Here is an 18,566-nt window from a genome sequence, read left to right as displayed (position 1 = left end):
ATCGATGAAAGAAGTCATTGAGCAGTTAATCATCGAATTGAGAGAAAAAAACCCGGAGCTGTCTGAAGACAAAGCCCGGACATGGATTGAACTTTTAGTATCCGATTTTGAATCTTCATACGCAAAAGCAGGCTATGATTATCAAGGGACGGCAGTCGTCGAGAAAGTCGTGCGCCAGTGGATTGAAAGCTATGGCGATAAAATCCACGAATTTGCGGGGAACAATCCGAAATACGCACATCTTTTGCACGATTCTTAAACGACAAAAAAACGGCCGGGGCGAGCACCCCGGCCGTTTTTTTGTTTAGTTATGGCTGAAATCGAGCTTTTTCCTCAATTTATCTTCGCTGAAAATCCATCCTGTATAGGAGTTCAGGATGTTATGGTCCTCGTCCAGATGGGCAACCGCGACAAACGGATAATAATCGTTGCTGCGGTAGCGCAAATCAATCAAACGCACTTCGTAGATTTCTCCGTATTGATTGATTTCCCAGCGATAAAGTGGGGAAAACGAGACGAAGGCATCCAGGTTCTTGTCTTTCATTGCCGTCTGGATCAAGTCGTTTTCAGGCATCGGTTTTTTCAGGAACTTATCATAGATATTGATCGAGCGGCCATATGCCTGGCCGACATAATGGTGCCGGTCGGTGTCAGCGGCGATGCGCCATTGGAAATAGCGCATCGTCGGCGCGACGAATACATCATTCGTGCCCGGGATCGTATTACGGATCGCCTGCTTGATCGCTGACTGCAGCGCAAAGCGCGAGACGTAATAGAAGAACAAGATGACATACAAAATGCTCATCGTCCAAACCGGATCGGCTCCGAACGCCCAGATCATGAGGGCCACGACATGCGCGCCGAAAATGATTGGGTCAAAAGTATTGATGACGCCGAGCGCCACCCAATGATTGGAAAATGGCCGGAGTGCCTGTGTACCGTATGAATTGAATATGTCCACAAATACATGCAGGAACACAGCCAGGAAAGTCCATAGCCATAAATGAAGCAAATTGGCTTCCGGGAAGATAAGGTAGATGGCGCCGGAGAGCAAAATAGGCCATGACAGAACGGCCGGCACTGAATGTGTTATGCCCCGGTGATGGCGTATATACACCGCGTTGTCGCGCAGTTTTAAAACAGTATCGATATCGGGGATTTGTGAGCCGATAATGGTGCCGGTCATGACGGCAGTCCAAGTGGCCGGATGAGCAGCGACAACGGGATCGGCCATTGCCAACCCGCCGAGCGCAATGCCCATGACGATATGAGTTCCTGTATCCATCGACGCATCCCCCTTCTTTGCGAGCGTTTATAATATCTTGTGTGCCCGCCATTTGATAAAATAAGCATATTCCCTAAATATACATACCCGCTTCAGGGCCGGAATAATCAGCACGAACGGAGGCAGAAAACATAAATATGGACAAGCAACAATTTCAGCAGGATTTGATCGGCTGGTTCCGGAAAGAACAGCGGGACCTGCCTTGGAGACGTACAGCCGACCCTTACCAAATCTGGATTTCCGAAGTCATGCTGCAACAGACGAGAGTCGATACGGTTATCCCTTATTATAAACGCTTTGTCGAGAAATTTCCCACTGTCGAATCTTTGGCGCAAGCTGAAGAAGAAAGTTTATTGAAGCTTTGGGAAGGGCTCGGCTATTATTCGCGTGCCCGCAACCTTCAGGCAGGCGTGCGAGAAGTCGCCGAACAATACGGGGGCATCGTGCCATCGACACGCAAGGAGATTTCTTCATTGAAAGGCGTTGGTCCTTATACGGCAGGCGCGGTGTTGAGTATTGCTTATGGCGTGCCGGAACATGCCGTCGATGGCAATGTCATGCGTGTGCTCAGCCGCATCCTCTTGATTGAAGAAGACATCGCCAAGCCGAAGACACGCAAAGTGTTTGAACAGGCAGTGACAGAATTGATCAGCCACGAAGACCCATCTTCATTCAACCAAGGATTGATGGAACTCGGTGCGCTCATCTGCACGCCGACATCGCCAAAATGCCTGTTATGCCCGGTTCGCGATCATTGCGAAGCATTTCACGCCGGCAAGGAGACTGAATTGCCGGTTAAGACGAAAGCGAAGAAAAATCGCAATGCCGATTTCGCCATGATGGCAATTTGGAGCGGGGACAAGCTTTTAATGGAGCAGCGCCCAGGAAAAGGACTGCTTGCAGGCATGTGGCAGTATCCGATGCTTGAGCTGACCGCACCGCTCGAAGCGAATGAAGTCGGTGAATTATATGTAGAGACATTAAACGGCGAGCTTTCTGATGTCGAGAAAATTACCGCTTTCAAACATGTCTTTTCTCATTTAACATGGAATGTGGATGGCTATTTGGCCAGAGCGGGAGAATTCACGCCGCCTGAAAACATGAAATGGGTGACACCGGAACAATTGGAGAATTTACCGATTGCCGGGCCCGGACAAAAAATGAAGACAGCTTTAGAGCAAAGAGGAGATGTAGCAAAATGACAGAACAAAAAGTGGCGTTAGTAACAGGCAGCAGCCGTGGGCTAGGAAAAGCGATGGCAATTGCGCTTGCGGAAGAGGGCTATGATATCGTCGTCAACTATGCGCGCAGCAAAACGGCTGCACTCGATACCGTAAAAGAAGTTGAAGCGAGAGGCAGAAAAGCGTTGCTCGTGCGTGCCAATGTTGGCGACGTCGATAAGTTGCGCGCCATGTTCGAGACGATCAAAGAAGAATTTGGCCGCTTGGATGTCTTTGTGTCGAATGCGGCATCCGGCGTCTTGCGCCCAGTTATGGAACTGGAAGAATCCCATTGGGACTGGACCATGAACATCAACGCCAAAGCGATGTTGTTCGGCGCACAGGAAGCAGCAAAACTGATGGACAAAGGCGGCAAGATCATCGGCATCAGCTCGCTCGGCTCGATCCGCTATTTGGAAAACTACACGACGATCGGCGTATCGAAAGCAGCCGTAGAATCGATCACCCGTTATTTGGCGGTGGAACTCGCGCCGAAAAATATCGCGGTCAATACCGTCTCCGGCGGGGCGCTCGATACGGAAGCGTTGAAGCATTTCCCGAACCGCGAAGAACTGCTCGGCGATGCGCGCGACAACACGCCAGCTGGGCGCATGGTCGAAATCGATGACATGGTGAAAACCGCGATGTTCCTCATTTCTGACCATGCCGATATGATCCGTGGACAGACGATCATCGTCGACGGAGGTCGGTCTATCGTCATGTGATTCTCGCAACTTTCGGCTTATTGCTGTATGTTTTCAGAATTGATTGATATAATGAACGGGAGATAACATATAGTGATAGTTAGACGAAAAGGTGGGATGGTGCATGGCGGTTCCTGCGGAGGGTGAAACAATCCAGATCCACAGTTACAAGCACAACGGACGCATCCACCGTGTCTGGCAGGAAACAACTGTACTGAAAGGGACGAACAATATTGTGATCGGCGCGAACGAACGCACGCTGGTGAGGGAATCGGACGGCAGGACATGGTTGACGCGAGAACCGTCGATCTGTTATTTCCATGCCGAACATTGGTTCAACATCATCTGCATGCTGCGTGACGACGGCGTTTATTATTATTGCAATATCAGCTCCCCGTTCGTCTACAATAATGGATCGTTGAAATACATCGATTATGACTTGGATGTAAAAGTGTTTCCGGATATGTCTTACACGCTGTTGGATGAAGACGAATTTGAAGACCATAAGCGGCAAATGGGCTACCCAGAAGTCATCGATCAAATACTCTACCGAAACGTGGACAAGCTGATCAGCTGGATCAAGCAAAGAAGAGGCCCTTTTGCCCAGGACTTTATCGAAGTATGGACGAGCCGGTATGAATTTCATAAGCATAACCGGATTCATGATTAACATGGAAAACCTGTTGCCTGCCAACAGGTTTTTCGTTTTGAACAGAATGGAGTGAACAGTTTGAGCAGTATGAAACGCTATATGAAATTCGTCAAGCCCTATTATTGGCAGATTGCCTTGACGATCTTCATCGGGATATTCAAGTTTGCGATCCCTCTTTTTATCCCTCTTTTAATCAAAATCGTCATTGATGATATCATCGGCGCAGAGGCATTATCGGATGCGGAAAAACTCAGCCAGCTTTATCTATGGCTCGGGGGCACGGCGATCGTGTTCTTCCTGCTGCGCCCGCCGATCGAATATTTCCGGCAATATTACGCGCAATACGTCAGCAATAAAATTCTCTACGATATCCGTGGCTATCTTTACAGCCACCTGCAGCGCCTGAGCTTGCGCTATTATGCAAACACACGGGCCGGGGAAATCATTTCACGGGTCATCAATGATGTCGAGCAGACGAAAAACTTCGTCATGATCGGCTTGATGAACGTCTGGCTCGATGTCGCGACGATTCTCATCGCCATCATCATCATGCTCACCATGGACGTCTCCTTGACGATTGTTGCGCTGTTGGCGTTTCCGTTTTATGCATTCAGCGTCAAGTATTTCTTCGGCCGCTTGCGCGATTTGACGCGCGAGCGTTCCCAGGCGCTTGCCAATGTCCAAAGCTATTTGCATGAACGCGTGCAAGGCATGAGCATCATCAAAAGCTTTGCACTCGAAAAGCATGAAGAAAAGATTTTCAATAACACGAACGATCAATTCCTGGAAAAAGCGATCGACCATACGAAATGGAATGCCAAGGCATTCGCGGTCGTCAACACCATCACCGACGTGGCACCGCTATTGGTCATCGGCTACGCCGGCTACCAGGTCATCCAGGGGAATTTGACGCTTGGGACGATGGTGGCGTTCATCGCTTACATCGAACGCTTGTATAATCCACTGCGCCGCCTCGTCAACTCGTCAACAACACTCGTCCAGTCACTTGCTTCGATGGACCGTGTCTTCGAGATGGTCGATGAGGAATACGACGTAACGGATAAACAAGGTGCGCGCGAACTTGGGCGCGTCGATGGCAAGCTTGAATTCCATAACGTCTCGTTCCATTATAATGACGGGGGAAGTGAAGTGCTGTCGAATCTCAACTTCACGGTCCGTCCAGGAGAAACAGTGGCATTTGTCGGCATGAGCGGCGGAGGCAAATCGACGATCGTCTCACTCATCCCGAGATTCTATGATGCCACGGAAGGTACGATCCGTATGGATGGCCACGACCTAAAAGACGTGACGATTCATTCCTTGCGCGATCAGATCGGTCTCGTCCTGCAGGATTCGATCCTGTTCAGTGAGTCGGTCAAAGAAAATATCCTGATGGGCAAACCCGATGCGACCGATGAGGAAGTCATCGCGGCAGCCAAAGCGGCGAATGCCCATGAATTTATCGAAAACTTACCGGAAGGCTACGATACGAAAGTCGGCGAACGCGGCGTCAAGTTATCTGGCGGCCAAAAACAGCGCATCGCCATTTCCCGTGTCTTCCTGAAAGATCCGGCGATCCTCATCTTGGACGAAGCGACATCCGCACTCGACCTCGAAAGCGAGGCGCTGATCCAGGATTCCTTGGAACGCCTTGCGCACGACCGCACAACATTGATGGTCGCGCACCGTTTGTCGACCATTACCCACGCCGACCAAATCCTGGTCATCGACAACGGCCAATTGGCTGAACAAGGCACGCACGAAGAGCTGTTGCAAAAGCGTGGCGTCTATTACAAACTATTCCAAGTGCAGAACATAGGTTAACTATTTCAAGCTCCCCAATTTTTGGGGAGCTTTTTCAATAGGAAGGAAGGCTTTCGCCAATCTCCCGAAAACTATTGCATTACTACTAATATTACGTATAATGGAAACACGGAGAATGTTCTGAATAATTTAAAATGAAGAAGGAGGATCTCTATGGACGAACGTAAAACCATCTTGGATGTGAAAGGGCTGCGCACTTCCTTTTTCACTGATGATGGAGAAGTACCGGCAGTCGACAACGTGGATTTCCATATCCGCCAGGGAGAAGTACTCGGCATCGTAGGGGAATCAGGCTGCGGCAAAAGTGTTACCTCATTGTCCATAATGGGGCTGGTGCCAAGTCCTCCAGGGAAAATTGTCAGCGGGGAAATTTTATTCCAAGATAAGGATTTAACAAAACTATCCGATAAAGAAATGCGCCAGATTCGCGGCGACGATATAGCGATGATTTTCCAGGAGCCGATGACTTCACTGAATCCTTTGTTTACCATTGGCAATCAATTGCGCGAAGCGTTGAAGATTCATAAAAAGGATTGGTCGAAAAGCCAAATTCAGGAACGCGCTGTCGAAATGATGAAGCTGGTCGGCTTGCCACGCGCAGAAGCTTTGCTTAATGATTATCCTCACCAATTATCGGGAGGCATGCGCCAGCGCGTCATGATCGCGATGGCTTTATTGTGCGACCCGAAAGTGCTGATCGCCGATGAACCGACCACGGCACTCGACGTGACGATTCAAGCGCAGATCCTTAAATTGATCAAGAATTTAAATGAACGGCTCGATACCGCCGTCTTGCTGATTACCCATGACCTTGGGGTCGTCGCAGAAACTTGCGAACGCGTCGTAGTCATGTACGCGGGCAAAGTGGTCGAAGAAGGGCCAGTACATACCATTTTCAATGATCCGCAGCATCCATATACCCGCGGCCTTCTAGAAAGCGTACCCGATATGCGCTTCAAGAAAGAGCGGCTATACTCTATTCCAGGAAACGTGCCAAAACCGGGATCGATCAAAGTAGGCTGTAAATACGCAGCACGTTGTGAATTTGCTTTCGATCGTTGCCGAGTGGAAGACCCGGCATTATACCAGACGGCAGAAGACCACAAGACGCGCTGTTTCCTATTCGATCCAAAGGAGGCCGAGTCGCATGACAGAACCGTTGTTGAAAGTTGAAGGCTTAAAGAAATATTTTCCGGTTACGGGCGGCATGTTCGGCCGTGTCAAAGGGCAGGTCAAAGCAGTTGATGACATCTCTTTTTATGTAAATGAAGGCGAAACGCTCGGAATCGTCGGCGAATCGGGCTGCGGCAAGTCGACGACCGGGCGTATGCTTATGCGTTTGCTCGATCCGACAGAAGGCAAAGTGACGTTTGATGGCCAGGAATTGACCAGTTTGTCAGCATCTGAAATGCGTAAGGCCAGACGCGATATCCAGATGGTCTTCCAGGATCCGTACGCGTCACTCAATCCGCGCCACAGCATCGAAAAGATTTTGATGGAGCCGCTGAATGTCCATAATATCGGCGACCCGAAAGAGCGCAAACGCAAAGTGCACGAGTTTCTCGAAATCGTCGGGCTCAGCAGCTACCATGCTAAACGCTATCCGCACCAATTCAGCGGCGGCCAGCGCCAGCGCATCGGCATCGCGCGCGCCCTCATGACCAACCCGAAACTGATCATTGCCGATGAGCCGGTTTCAGCGCTTGATGTATCGATTCAAGCGCAAGTGCTCAATTTGATGCAGGATCTGCAGCGCGATTTAAAACTGACGTACATATTCATCGCCCATGATTTGGGTGTCGTGCGCCATATCAGCGACCGTGTGGGCGTCATGTATTTGGGCAATATGGCGGAGCTTGCGGATACAGAAAGCCTGTATGAAAAGCCGCTTCATCCATATACGCAAGCGCTCCTGTCGGCAGTGCCCGTCCCGGACCCTGATTTTGTCCGCGAAGAAGTGGTGATCAAAGGGGATGTGCCGAGCCCGGCCAACCCGCCATCAGGCTGCCGTTTCCATACACGCTGCCCATTCAAAATGGATATCTGCTCGCAGGAAATTCCGCGTTTCGCGGAAGTTGAACCAGGTCATTCTGTAGCTTGCCACCTTTATGAGGAATGCAGGCCGCAATGATAATAAAAAAACAAAACGGAGGGGTTAATTTGGGGAAAAAGAAAATTGTATCAATCGCTTTCCTGATGCTGCTTTTGCTGTCCACAGCGCTTTACGGCTGTTCAGGCGGTGATTCGGAGTCAGGCGGAGAAGGCGGAGATTCAGAATCAGGCGGCGAAAAAGTCCTGATCTTCGGCCGCGGCGGCGACTCGGTTTCACTGGATCCGATCACGGTTACAGACGGAGAATCTTTCAAAGTAACAAAAAACATCTTCGATACCTTGATCAATTTCGGAGAGCAGGACACAGAAATTGAAGCAGGTCTTGCCAGCGATTGGCAAGCTTCTGAAGATGGCTTGACTTATACGTTCCAATTGCAAGAAGGCGTCACCTTCCATGATGGAACGGATTTCAACGCAGAAGCAGTTGTCGCAAACTTTGAACGCTGGGCTGCTGGAGATGCAGACCAATTCCCGTACTATAAATCAATGTTTGGCGGATTTGGCGACGAAGAAGAACACGTCATCGAATCTGTTGAAGCGACTGGTGATTACGAAGTCGTTATCAAATTAAAACGTCCTCAAGCGCCATTCTTGAAAAACTTGGCCATGAGCCCGTTCGGCATCGCATCACCGACAGCATTTGAAGAAGCCGGCGAATCATTCGGCGACAACCCTGTCGGAACTGGCCCATTCAAATTCGTTGAATGGCAGCGCAACGACACGGTAACAATCGAGAAATTCGATGATTACTGGGTAGATGGAGAACCGAAACTCGACCAAGTCGTGTTCCGTGCAATTCCAGATAACTCAGCTCGCTTGAATGCATTATTGTCTGGCGAAATTGATTTGGCTGACGGCATCACGCCATCAGATTCAGAAACAATCGAAAACGATGAAAATCTTCAATTGTTCGAGCGTCCGTCGATGAACGTCGGCTACCTTGGATTGACGACTACTCGTGAGCCATTTGATGATCCGAAAGTCCGTCAGGCGATGAACCACGCGATCGACCGTCAGGCGATTGTTGATTCATTCTTCGAAGGCCGTGCAGAAGTCGCGAAAAACCCGATGCCTCCGGTAATCAGCGGTTATAACGACAGCATTGAAGGCTATGAATACGATCCTGAAAAAGCGAAAGAACTTCTGGCTGAAGCTGGACTTGAAGATGGCTTCACAATGGAACTATGGGCAATGCCGGTTCCACGTCCGTATATGCCGGATGGCCAAAAAGTAGCAGAAGCGATCCAAAGTGATTTGTCAGAAGTCGGCATTACAGCTGAAATCGTTTCTTACGAGTGGGCAACATACCTCGAAAAAGCGGCAGCGGGAGAAGCGGATGCATTCCTTCTTGGCTGGACAGGCGATAATGGCGATGCGGATAACTTCTTGTATGTATTGCTTGACCAAGACAACATTGGTTCAAACAACTACACATACTACGAAAACCAAGAACTTCACGATCTATTAATCGAAGCTCAAACAGAAGTTGATGAAGATGCCCGCAACGAATTATACATGCAGGCACAGGAAATCATTCACGAAGACGCGCCATGGGTACCGCTTGCGCACTCTACACCGCTTCTTGCAGGTGGGACGAACGTAATCGACTTTAAAGCGCATCCAACTGGCTCTGACAAATTGTCTTCAGTAGATTTGGAGTAGGCGTTTCTTTGGGGGAGAGGTCATACTGATTTCTCCCCCTTTTCAATACATAATGCAATTGAGATGGAGAGGTGAAGAAGATGCTTCACTATATCGGGCAGCGGCTTTTGCAATTGATTCCTGTCTTACTCGGAATGACGTTTATCGTCTTTATGATCATCCGGGCAATTCCAGGCGATCCCGCACAAGTCATCCTTGGGCAACAAGCATCCGAAGAAGCAATTAAAGCATTACGGACGAGTCTGGGGCTTGATAATCCCTGGTACATCCAATATTTCGATTACTTAAAAGGCCTGGTTACAGGCGACATGGGGGATTCACTGCGTACCCGTTCACCTGTTTCGGAAGAAATTTGGCCATATCTAGCAGCGACATTTGAACTGTCTTTATTCGCAATCATCATTGCCGTCGTCATCGGCATTAATGCGGGCATCATCTCTGCATGGTTCCAAAACTCGTGGTTCGATTACACAGCGATGGTGCTAGCTTTGATCGGTGTTTCCATGCCAATCTTCTGGCTTGGCCTCATGAACCAATGGATTTTCTCGATTGAACTCGGCATATTGCCGACGACTGGCCGGGAAAACGTCCGGGACCCAATCAATAACATCACCAATTTTTATGTGTTGGACACTATCATTCAAGGCGATTTCAACCAATTGGCGACCGTATTGAAGCATTTGGTGCTTCCAGGCACGGCGCTAGCCACCATTCCGATGGCGATCATCGCACGGATGACACGCTCTTCAATGCTTGAAGTCATGCGTTCGGATTACGTCCGGACCGCTCGCGCTAAAGGCGTCAAAATGTTCTGGGTCGTCTACAAGCATGCATTAAAAAATGCGATCATTCCTGTATTGACTATTATCGGTTTGCAGATGGGCTTATTGCTCGGCGGCGCAATTTTGACCGAAACCATTTTCGGATGGCCAGGCATTGGGCGCTATATCTATGAAGCGATCGGTTTCCGCGATTATCCGGTTATCCAATCCGGCATTCTAGTCGTCGCATTTATATTCGTCATGATCAATCTCTTCGTCGACTTGCTTTACGGCTTGGTCGATCCGAGGATCAAATATGATTAGGAAGGGGGAGGAGCATATTGGCTGAAACAGCAGCAGCAGACAAGCAGGAAATGCAAAAAGTCGCCGGTCCTTGGAAAGAGGCATGGCGTGGATTCCGCAAAAGTAAAGTCGCGGTCGTCGGCATGGGCATCGTCATTTTCTTCATTCTTTTGGCGATTTTCGGTCCGTTATTTACACCTCAAGGCATCAATGAACAAAATCTTTCCCAGCGGCTTCTGCCTCCTTCCGGCGATCATTGGATGGGTACAGACGATTTCGGCCGTGATATCTTGTCGCGTGTCGTATACGGAGCGCGCATCTCGCTATGGGTTGGATTCCTGGCGGTTATCGGCTCGGTAGTTGTCGGCAGTATTCTCGGTATTTTGGCGGGCTATTACGGGCGCTGGGTCGACACCATTATTTCCCGGCTATTCGATATCATGTTGGCATTCCCGAGTATCCTTCTTGCGATTGCAGTTGTATCGGTTCTTGGGCCGTCATTGCGCAATGCATTGATTGCGATTGCCATCATCAACGTTCCGAACTTTGGGCGCTTGATCCGATCGAAGGTATTGAGCATCAAGGAAGACGAATACATCATGTCAGCGAAAGCGATCGGCATGAAAGACAACCGCATCTTGGTTTCGCATATTTTGCCAAACTCCATGGCGCCGGTTATCGTCCAAGGCACGCTCGCGATTGCGACAGCGATCATTGAAGCGGCGGCACTCGGATTTCTCGGGCTCGGGGCGCAGGCACCTTCCCCGGAATGGGGCAAGATGCTGGCCGATTCCCGCTCGTACTTGACCAATGCCCCGTGGACGATGATTTTCCCGGGTGTGGCGATTATGTTGACCGTACTTGGCTTTAATTTAATGGGAGACGGGTTGCGCGACGCACTCGACCCACGAATGAAATCATAAGAAAAACGCCCGGAAATTTTCCGGGCGTTTTTTATATGGCGTTTTCGATATCGCTGTCGACTTCTTCGCTATGGTAATTATGGTATGCGATGATCAGCAAGTCCAAATGCTCCAAATGCTCTTCGTAGTCAAGCAGGGCAGAGAGGACATGCATCAAATGGTAAACCGAAAATTCGTCTTCTTCGACTTCAGTCGATAGATTGATTTCCTTAACGAAAATCGACATGACTTCATTGCGTTTCAACACCGCGTCCGGCCCTGAACTTTCGCTATGTTCCGGACGGATTTTCCCGATGTATTTCATATAAAGCTGTTCGTGATAGCTCGCCAAGCTCTCGAGCCGTTCCTGAACCATCATATGGAATTGTTCGGGCAGGTCGCGCAGTTCATTTTCATAACGGTTCAAGCGCCGCAAAACTTCGAGGCTCTTTTTCGATGTGGCAATCATCTGCCTGTAGAGTACCAGCTTGCGTGCTTTTGTATATTGCTGCTTTTTCGTATAACTGCGTTCTTCCTTATAAAATGAATACCATTGATCCACTTTCACCAGTTTCTCGGTCAATTTGTCGATGTCTTCTTTTACCGAGGAATGATCGGAAGCATGGCGGATCGAAATCCGGATCCACCGTATGACATCTTCGCTGACGGAATGGATTGACTGGAACAAGCGCGTTTCGTATTTTGGCGGCAAAAAGATCATATTGACGATAAAAGCCGATAAAATCCCCAATAATACTGTCAAGAATCGCAAAGAAGCGAAGACGAGGAAGTCATCCGATTGCGAGTCCATAATGATGATCAAAGTGACCAATGTCAGGGGAACTGTATTTTCCAGCTTTAATTTCAGCATAATGATAATCGCTAAAATAGCGGCGACGCCAATCGTCAAATAGTTCGGCCCGAGCGTCAACACGAAGATTACGGCAATCGAAGCACCAATCAAATTGCCGTAAACTTGGTCGAGTAATGTCAGGTATGACCGGTAAATGGAAGGCTGTATGGCGAAAATCGCCGCTACCCCTGCAAATACCGGCGTCGGAAGTTCAAGAAGCGTCGCCAGAAACAAGGCAAGTGATATAGCGATACCGGTTTTGAATATGCGCGCACCGAGTTTCATCGGCAAACACCCCCTTCAGGAAGGAATCCGTTTTTACAATTGGGCAAATGCATGCTCTACCGCCCGGATCGACGTATCGATATCTTCCTCTGTATGTTCAGTGGTCAAAAACCAGGCTTCGTATTTGGAAGGCGCCAAATTGATGCCCTGCTCGAGCATCAGTTTAAAGAAGCGCCCGAACATTTCGCCATCCGTTGCTTCCGCTTGTTCGTAATTTTTCACTTTTTGATCGGTGAAATAAATCGTCAGGGCACCTTTTAAACGATTGATCGTAATCGTGACGCCGTGTTTGTCAGCAGCAGCCAAAATTCCTGATTCAAGACGTTCCCCAAGTTGGTCCATGCGTTCGTAAACACCTTTTTCTTGCAACACTTCAAGACATGCGATGCCTGCTTGGATCGAAGCCGGATTGCCGGCCATCGTCCCTGCCTGATAAGCGGGTCCAAGCGGGGCGACCGTTTCCATGATTTCACGCTTCCCGCCGTATGCACCGATCGGCAAACCGCCGCCGATGATTTTTCCGAGCGCCGTCAAGTCCGGCTCAAGTCCGAGTAAGTTCTGCGCACCGCCGTAATGGAAGCGGAAAGCCGTAATGACTTCATCATAGACAATCAATGCACCTTTCTCTTTCGCCAGTGCATGGACTTCTTCAAGAAATCCCTCTTCCGGTTCAACAATGCCGAAGTTGCCGACAATCGGCTCGACGAGAATGCAGGCAATTTCGTCTCCCCAACGGTTAATCGCTTCGTTGAATGCCCCGGGATCGTTAAAGGGAATCGTGATGACTTCTTCAGCGATCGATTTCGGGACGCCTGCCGAATCAGGTGTGCCGAGTGTAGCGGGGCCGGAACCAGCCGCAACGAGCACTAAATCGGAATGGCCGTGATAGCATCCGGCGAATTTCATGATTTTGGTCCGTCCCGTGTAGGCACGGGCCACGCGTATGGTCGTCATGACAGCTTCCGTCCCGCTATTGACAAAACGCACTTTATCCATCGCAGGCATCGCTTGTTTCAGCATTTTTGCGAATGTCACTTCGTGCTTTGTCGGTGTGCCGAATAACACGCCGGTTTCAGCGGCATGTGCAATGGCTTTTGCGATATGCGGGTGACCGTGGCCTGTGATGATCGGGCCGTAAGCCGCTAAATAATCGATGTATTTATTTCCATCCACATCATAAAAGTGGGCGCCTTTTCCATAATCCATGGCAACAGGGGAGCCGCCCCCTACAGCTTTATAAGAGCGGGAAGGGCTATTAACCCCGCCGACAATATGTTCTAGCGCTTCTTGGTGCAATTGTTCGGAAATCGAGTGATCCATAAAATGCCTCCTAAAATAATCTATTCCTTATTGTAGACAATATCAGCTGCAAACGCCAAAGAAATTGAAAGTAATGAAACCGTCCGGTACGATAGAAGAAAGAAAAGGAGTGATGGGTTTGGCTACATTAGAAGGATTGGCAGCACCTGACTTCACATTGCAAAATGAACAGGGCGAAACAATTTCCCTATCGGATTACGCAGGGAAAAAATACGTCGTGCTCTATTTTTATCCGAAAGACATGACGCCGGGTTGTACGACCCAAGCATGCGATTTCCGCGATGCCGAAAAAGATTTCTCGGAGCTTAACGCGGAGATTTTGGGCGTTAGTGCAGATTCCAAAGAACGCCATCAAAAATTCATCGACAAGCACGGCTTGCCGTTTTCGCTTCTCGTTGACGAGGATCACCAAGTGTCTGAAGCTTATGGGGTTTGGAAGCTCAAGAAAATGTACGGCAAAGAATTCTGGGGCATAGAGCGCTCGACATTCTTGATTGACCCGACAGGTACCGTCATCAAGGAATGGCGCAAAGTGAAAGTGAAAGAACATATCGAAGAAGTGTTGGAAACTGTAAAAGCAATCAGCGGTGACTGAGAGAGGAAGAATCTGATGGATGTCCTATTTACATTTGTGCCAAGAGAAAACCAGCAGGAACGACTTCAAGCCGAATTCCCTGAAGTAAATTTCCGCTTTTTATATAAGAACAAGTCATTTTTGCCGACAGCCGATATTGTTGTCACATACGGAGAAGATTTAACGGCGGAAGATATCGAAAGCGCTGACAACCTGAAATGGATCATGGTAGCAAGCGCAGGAATTGAAAAAATGCCCCACGCGGCCATAGCAAAAAAAGGGATCATCGTTTCGAACGTCAAAGGAATCCATAAAACCCCGATGGCGGAATCCGCATTGGCCCATTTGCTGTCGCTCAAACGCTCCTTGCCATTCATTTATGAGAACCAGCGCAACAGGGAATGGAACCGGAAAACCAAATCATCCGAACTGGCAGGTTCTACAGCCGTCCTGTTCGGTCCTGGGGCAATCGGTTCGGAAATCGGCCGCTTGCTTCAAGCATTCGGAGTTAAGACGATCGGCTGCAACCGTTCGGGAAATGATGCTGAATATATGGATGAAATGGTTTCTATTGAAAATGTATCAGCCGTTCTTCCAAATGCTGATATTGTTCTGTCCGTATTGCCGAGCACGAAGGAAACTTATCATCTATTGAAGAAAGAGCATTTCCAGGCGATGAAAGAGGATGCGATTTTCATGAATTTAGGCCGCGGTGATCTGGTGGAAGACCAAGTGATGCTTGAAGCGCTGGAAAGCGGCGAAATTGGTTATGCCATATTGGATGTTTTCGAAGAAGAACCGCTGCCGGCAGACCACCCGTATTGGAAGATGGACAATGTCATCATTTCCCCGCATGTTTCGAGCCATTCCGGAAAATACGTCGAGCGCGCATTGGATGTTTTCATTCCGAATTTACATGCTTGGATCAAAGGCGATAAATCACCATCAAATCCAGTGGATATGAAAAGGGGTTATTGAAGATGAAAATCTATACGAAAACAGGAGACAAAGGAACGACTTCACTTGTATACGGCAGCCGCGTCAAAAAGAACGACCCGCTCGTCGAAGCCTATGGAACGTGTGATGAAGCCAATACGATGATCGGTCTCGGTGTAGGGCATTTGAATGGAGAATTTTTCGAGCAAAAAGAAGCTCTTTGTGAAATCTTCCATCAGATCCAAACAATTCTCTTCCACGTTGGAGCGGAATTAGCGACCCCGGCAGGAAAAGAAGTGAAATGGAAACTTGAGGAGGAACATATCACTCGACTGGAAACATGGATCGATGAATATGACGCAGAACTCCAACCACTTAGTAACTTCATCTTGCCAGGCGGCCATCCCGCAGGAGCGGCATTTCATGTAGCCCGGACGATCGTGCGCCGCGCCGAGCGCAATGTTATTGCAATAGGGGAAGGCGTTTCGCCTAACGTCCTGGCATATTTGAACAGGCTTTCCGATTTTCTCTTTGTCGCAGCACGATTCGTCAACCAGCAACTAGGTTCTAAAGAAAAAGGGCTTCACGCAGAGTAAGCGGAAACTTCAAGCAGCTGGGTTCTATACCTAGCTGCTTTTTTAATTCAAAAATTAGATAGTGGAATAAACAGAAAATTAGCGTCCTATAGCGATTTCTTGACACGCAAAGGTTTTTTTAGGTACACTAATTATAACGATTACAATGTAAGAATATATACGAAGTGAGGTGCCCAGCGATGTCTGAAGCCCAATTGAAAGACGCACTCGATACGTTGAAGTCTACAGGTGTCAGAATTACACCACAGCGTCATGCGATTTTGGAGTTTATGATCCATTCTACATCGCATCCGACAGCAGATGATATTTATCGCGCGCTTGAAAAGGCCTTTCCCAATATGAGTGTAGCCACCGTTTATAATAATTTGCGTGTTTTTAAAAAAGCAGGGCTGGTAAAAGAATTAACCTACGGGGATTCTTCAAGCCGCTTTGATTTTGTCACACACGACCATTATCATATGATTTGTAACGAGTGTGGGAAGATTGTCGATTTCCATTATCCAGGATTGGACGAAGTGGAACATTTGGCGTCCCATGTAACAGGCTTCCAGGTGGATTACCACCGTTTGGAAATCTACGGGACATGCCGCGATTGTTATAGCGAGTCAGCTAAAGCCCAATAAAAAGAATGCCCGCCGATTTGGCGGGCATTCTTTTTTATAATTGCGGCTTTTTCTTATTATATTCTTCGTTGAATTCTTTACCTTCAAGAGAAGGGTCCATCGTCAACGGTTCATTGCAATGCATACAGATATCAACACGTCCGAGCATTTTTGTATGGCGCTCGCAATTCGGGCACTGTACAGGGACGGTTTTCATCGACAGTAGGCCGATCCAAGCATAGACACCCGTGCTTCCGATGATGGCGACAACACCGAGCAGCATAAAGATGACCATTACAATCGGTTGGTTACGGAAATAGATACCGACATACATAATCACGATGCCGATGAAAATCAATGCCAAAGCGAAGGTCCGGATGCGGTTGATTTTGTTTTTATAAGATTTCATGAGCGGTTCCTCCTTGCGTCCATCATACTATATCATAAACGTCCACAAAAAGGGTTAAGCTAATTCCGTTAAAGGAATATGAGAGAAATATGTCGAAATAAAGAAAAACGCCTTAGAATATTTGCATGCCTAGAGCATACAGGGCATCATAAAACATACAAAGATAGACTGCAGGGAGTGACGACGGATGGAACAAATATTGAGACCGCTATACCAAGAACGCGCGAGCCAGGAAACAACGCTCGGTGTCATCCTAATAGAAAAGAGAGAAGACATCAGCCCAATTACAGATACATTCGATTCAATCCTTCTAATCATTACAAAAGAAAATGAAACACCGGTTTTCACAAAACATTATACGTACATGGATAAAAAAGCAGCTATGCATATCATTACAGAAAAGCAATTGCACAAGTGGCTTCTATTGGGAACAAACCGCAAAATTGTCGACTGGCTCTTTAACGGACGTGTCATATATGATCGCAATGAATTTATGGAAAAGCTCAAAACAGAATTGAAAGAGTATCCCTTCTACGGCAGAAAAATCAAAATGGGGCTGGAGTTTGCTAAACTGATTCGCCGGTACCTAGAAGGTAAAATGTTCTTCGAAGAAAAAAATTATTTAGATGCGTATCATCACATGGTAGAGTCACTCCATCATTTGGCTCGATTATCCGTTCTTGAGAATGGGCTTCCGCCTGAAGTGACGGTGTGGTCACAAGTGAAGAAGATGGAACCGGCAATCTATAAATTATACGAAGAACTCATCTCAAGCGATGAACCGATTGACAAGCGCTTGGAGCTTTTATTCTTAGCCAGCGAATTCTTCATCCATTCTCGCACACAAGACGGATCACAACATATTCGTGAAGTAATGGAGAAGCAAAGCAGCTGGACGATTCAGGAATTGCACGAACAGGAAGAATTGAAAAATTATTCTTCCAACCTTGAAGTGCTAATTGAGTTTTTAATCGAAAAAGATCTAATTGCAATTAACGGCGTAAAGACAAAAAGCGAAGGTATCTTCCATCGTTATTATTCAAACCAGCGCTAAATAATTTTACAGGAAGAAAGCTGACAGGGAAGTCACCCCGTCAGCTTTCTTCATTATAGCAAGTTAAAGAATAGCAAAATACTGCACAAGAATAGATATGCTTCAAAACACTTCGAGGATATTTTCAATTTAAGCGTTGACAATCAAGCAACTATTGTATTATGATATTACATGTCGCTCGGACAGATTAAGTTTTTTACAATAATAAAAAAGACTTGACTCTTTCGCTCAGCGATGCTAAATTATAGAAGTTGCTCTTGAAGCAATGTGGAAATTTGAACCTTGAAAACTGAACAGCAAAACGTCAACAATACAGTCGCGAGTGATCGCGGCAAACGTACTGATCAGCTTCGGCAGATCAAGCGAATCGCGCGTCTTTCGGGACGGCGATACGCCAGCAACTATTGAGCAATCAATACTACTCTATAATGGAGAGTTTGATCCTGGCTCAGGACGAACGCTGGCGGCGTGCCTAATACATGCAAGTCGAGCGGAGATAGTGGAGCTTGCTC

19 protein-coding genes and 1 rRNA gene are annotated in these 18,566 nt (G+C 47.9%); 16 read left to right on the top strand and 4 right to left on the bottom strand.

The annotated features are described in order from the left end of the window. Positions 1–4 precede the first annotated feature (4 nt). Positions 5–259 (top strand): YfhJ family protein, encoded by a 255-nt coding sequence (locus DFR62_RS15645; RefSeq protein WP_101189901.1) that lies wholly within the window; start codon positions 5–7, stop codon positions 257–259. A 45-nt stretch (positions 260–304) separates the two neighbouring features. Here the strand turns inward: DFR62_RS15645 and DFR62_RS15640 are convergent, their stop codons facing one another. Continuing rightward, positions 305–1,285, bottom strand: a complete 981-nt coding sequence (locus DFR62_RS15640) for a metal-dependent hydrolase (RefSeq protein WP_121301214.1) — start codon at positions 1,283–1,285, stop codon at positions 305–307. Between the two features lie 137 nt (positions 1,286–1,422). Between DFR62_RS15640 and mutY the strand changes: the two genes are divergently transcribed. The 9 genes from mutY to nikC all read left to right on the top strand — a co-directional run bounded on the left by mutY (position 1,423) and on the right by nikC (position 11,446). Next, on the top strand, positions 1,423–2,487 hold the full coding sequence (mutY, locus tag DFR62_RS15635) for an A/G-specific adenine glycosylase (protein WP_121301213.1): 1,065 nt from the start codon (positions 1,423–1,425) through the stop codon (positions 2,485–2,487). After that, entirely contained in the window at positions 2,484–3,230 is a 747-nt protein-coding gene (gene fabL, locus DFR62_RS15630; protein WP_121301212.1) for an enoyl-[acyl-carrier-protein] reductase FabL, read from the top strand. Before mutY ends, fabL begins: the two co-directional genes overlap by 4 nt. Positions 3,231–3,333: 103 nt before the next feature. Further along, positions 3,334–3,879 (top strand): nucleoside tri-diphosphate phosphatase, encoded by a 546-nt coding sequence (ntdP, locus tag DFR62_RS15625; protein ID WP_058381347.1) that lies wholly within the window; start codon positions 3,334–3,336, stop codon positions 3,877–3,879. 60 nt (positions 3,880–3,939) lie between these two features. Further along, the gene (locus tag DFR62_RS15620; RefSeq protein WP_121301211.1) at positions 3,940–5,685 is read left to right on the top strand and encodes an ABC transporter ATP-binding protein; all 1,746 of its coding nucleotides are present in this window, start codon (positions 3,940–3,942) and stop codon (positions 5,683–5,685) included. 153 nt (positions 5,686–5,838) lie between these two features. Further along, positions 5,839–6,858, top strand: coding sequence for an ABC transporter ATP-binding protein (locus DFR62_RS15615; RefSeq protein ID WP_058381345.1), 1,020 nt, complete (start codon positions 5,839–5,841; stop codon positions 6,856–6,858). Continuing rightward, positions 6,833–7,816 (top strand): ABC transporter ATP-binding protein, encoded by a 984-nt coding sequence (locus DFR62_RS15610; RefSeq protein WP_121301210.1) that lies wholly within the window; start codon positions 6,833–6,835, stop codon positions 7,814–7,816. The genes DFR62_RS15615 and DFR62_RS15610 overlap by 26 nt, the downstream gene beginning before the upstream one ends. Positions 7,817–7,845: 29 nt before the next feature. Then, a complete protein-coding gene (locus DFR62_RS15605) occupies positions 7,846–9,459 on the top strand; it encodes an ABC transporter substrate-binding protein (protein ID WP_121301209.1) in 1,614 nt (537 codons plus the stop codon). Positions 9,460–9,539: 80 nt separating this feature from the next. Further along, positions 9,540–10,544 carry an ABC transporter permease gene (locus DFR62_RS15600; RefSeq protein WP_058381342.1) on the top strand — a complete coding sequence of 335 codons (1,005 nt, stop codon included), beginning with the start codon at positions 9,540–9,542 and terminating at the stop codon, positions 10,542–10,544. A 50-nt stretch (positions 10,545–10,594) separates the two neighbouring features. Further along, positions 10,595–11,446, top strand: a complete 852-nt coding sequence (gene nikC / locus DFR62_RS15595) for a nickel transporter permease (protein WP_174520013.1) — start codon at positions 10,595–10,597, stop codon at positions 11,444–11,446. Positions 11,447–11,477: 31 nt separating this feature from the next. On the opposite strand, the gene DFR62_RS15590 is transcribed toward nikC, so the two are convergent. Both DFR62_RS15590 and DFR62_RS15585 read right to left on the bottom strand, forming a co-directional pair. After that, positions 11,478–12,563, bottom strand: a complete 1,086-nt coding sequence (locus DFR62_RS15590) for an aromatic acid exporter family protein (protein WP_121301208.1) — start codon at positions 12,561–12,563, stop codon at positions 11,478–11,480. A 33-nt stretch (positions 12,564–12,596) separates the two neighbouring features. Beyond that, complete coding sequence (locus DFR62_RS15585; RefSeq protein WP_121301207.1) at positions 12,597–13,883, bottom strand: glutamate-1-semialdehyde 2,1-aminomutase; 1,287 nt, start codon at positions 13,881–13,883, stop codon at positions 12,597–12,599. A gap of 118 nt (positions 13,884–14,001) precedes the next feature. Here DFR62_RS15585 and bcp point away from each other — a divergent pair, with 118 nt between their 5' ends. From bcp to perR, 4 genes are all read left to right on the top strand, one after another. Continuing rightward, complete coding sequence (gene bcp / locus DFR62_RS15580; RefSeq protein ID WP_121301206.1) at positions 14,002–14,478, top strand: thioredoxin-dependent thiol peroxidase; 477 nt, start codon at positions 14,002–14,004, stop codon at positions 14,476–14,478. 15 nt (positions 14,479–14,493) lie between these two features. Beyond that, complete coding sequence (locus DFR62_RS15575) at positions 14,494–15,435, top strand: D-2-hydroxyacid dehydrogenase (protein WP_121301205.1); 942 nt, start codon at positions 14,494–14,496, stop codon at positions 15,433–15,435. A gap of 2 nt (positions 15,436–15,437) precedes the next feature. Then, complete coding sequence (locus DFR62_RS15570) at positions 15,438–15,989, top strand: cob(I)yrinic acid a,c-diamide adenosyltransferase (protein ID WP_058381336.1); 552 nt, start codon at positions 15,438–15,440, stop codon at positions 15,987–15,989. Between the two features lie 179 nt (positions 15,990–16,168). Then, complete coding sequence (gene perR / locus DFR62_RS15565) at positions 16,169–16,612, top strand: peroxide-responsive transcriptional repressor PerR (RefSeq protein ID WP_058381335.1); 444 nt, start codon at positions 16,169–16,171, stop codon at positions 16,610–16,612. Between the two features lie 34 nt (positions 16,613–16,646). Here perR and DFR62_RS15560 read toward each other — a convergent pair whose 3' ends face one another. After that, the gene (locus DFR62_RS15560; protein WP_058381334.1) at positions 16,647–17,000 is read right to left on the bottom strand and encodes a YgzB family protein; all 354 of its coding nucleotides are present in this window, start codon (positions 16,998–17,000) and stop codon (positions 16,647–16,649) included. A 187-nt stretch (positions 17,001–17,187) separates the two neighbouring features. Here DFR62_RS15560 and DFR62_RS15555 point away from each other — a divergent pair, with 187 nt between their 5' ends. Both DFR62_RS15555 and DFR62_RS15550 read left to right on the top strand, forming a co-directional pair. Then, a complete protein-coding gene (locus DFR62_RS15555; protein ID WP_121301204.1) occupies positions 17,188–18,054 on the top strand; it encodes a nucleotidyltransferase-like protein in 867 nt (288 codons plus the stop codon). 425 nt (positions 18,055–18,479) lie between these two features. Next, a 16S ribosomal RNA gene (locus DFR62_RS15550) occupies positions 18,480–18,566 on the top strand; the annotation flags it as partial.

This window comes from Planococcus citreus, from assembly GCF_003664125.1.
GTDB lineage: Bacteria > Bacillota > Bacilli > Bacillales_A > Planococcaceae > Planococcus > Planococcus citreus.
Note: the sequence above shows the minus strand (reverse complement) of the source record. Positions and strands in the feature narration are given on the sequence as shown.

Coding starts and splice junctions, on each gene's coding strand:
- mutY (WP_121301213.1), top strand. CDS start 1,423: ATGGACAAGCAACAATTTCAGCAGGATTTGATCGGCTGGTTCCGGAAA.
- DFR62_RS15555 (WP_121301204.1), top strand. CDS start 17,188: ATGGAACAAATATTGAGACCGCTATACCAAGAACGCGCGAGCCAGGAA.
- DFR62_RS15600 (WP_058381342.1), top strand. CDS start 9,540: ATGCTTCACTATATCGGGCAGCGGCTTTTGCAATTGATTCCTGTCTTA.
- nikC (WP_174520013.1), top strand. CDS start 10,595: ATGCAAAAAGTCGCCGGTCCTTGGAAAGAGGCATGGCGTGGATTCCGC.
- DFR62_RS15590 (WP_121301208.1), bottom strand. CDS start 12,563: ATGAAACTCGGTGCGCGCATATTCAAAACCGGTATCGCTATATCACTT.
- ntdP (WP_058381347.1), top strand. CDS start 3,334: ATGGCGGTTCCTGCGGAGGGTGAAACAATCCAGATCCACAGTTACAAG.
- DFR62_RS15575 (WP_121301205.1), top strand. CDS start 14,494: ATGGATGTCCTATTTACATTTGTGCCAAGAGAAAACCAGCAGGAACGA.
- DFR62_RS15640 (WP_121301214.1), bottom strand. CDS start 1,285: ATGGATACAGGAACTCATATCGTCATGGGCATTGCGCTCGGCGGGTTG.
- DFR62_RS15560 (WP_058381334.1), bottom strand. CDS start 17,000: ATGAAATCTTATAAAAACAAAATCAACCGCATCCGGACCTTCGCTTTG.
- DFR62_RS15585 (WP_121301207.1), bottom strand. CDS start 13,883: ATGGATCACTCGATTTCCGAACAATTGCACCAAGAAGCGCTAGAACAT.
- DFR62_RS15610 (WP_121301210.1), top strand. CDS start 6,833: ATGACAGAACCGTTGTTGAAAGTTGAAGGCTTAAAGAAATATTTTCCG.
- DFR62_RS15615 (WP_058381345.1), top strand. CDS start 5,839: ATGGACGAACGTAAAACCATCTTGGATGTGAAAGGGCTGCGCACTTCC.
- DFR62_RS15645 (WP_101189901.1), top strand. CDS start 5: ATGAAAGAAGTCATTGAGCAGTTAATCATCGAATTGAGAGAAAAAAAC.
- perR (WP_058381335.1), top strand. CDS start 16,169: ATGTCTGAAGCCCAATTGAAAGACGCACTCGATACGTTGAAGTCTACA.
- DFR62_RS15570 (WP_058381336.1), top strand. CDS start 15,438: ATGAAAATCTATACGAAAACAGGAGACAAAGGAACGACTTCACTTGTA.
- fabL (WP_121301212.1), top strand. CDS start 2,484: ATGACAGAACAAAAAGTGGCGTTAGTAACAGGCAGCAGCCGTGGGCTA.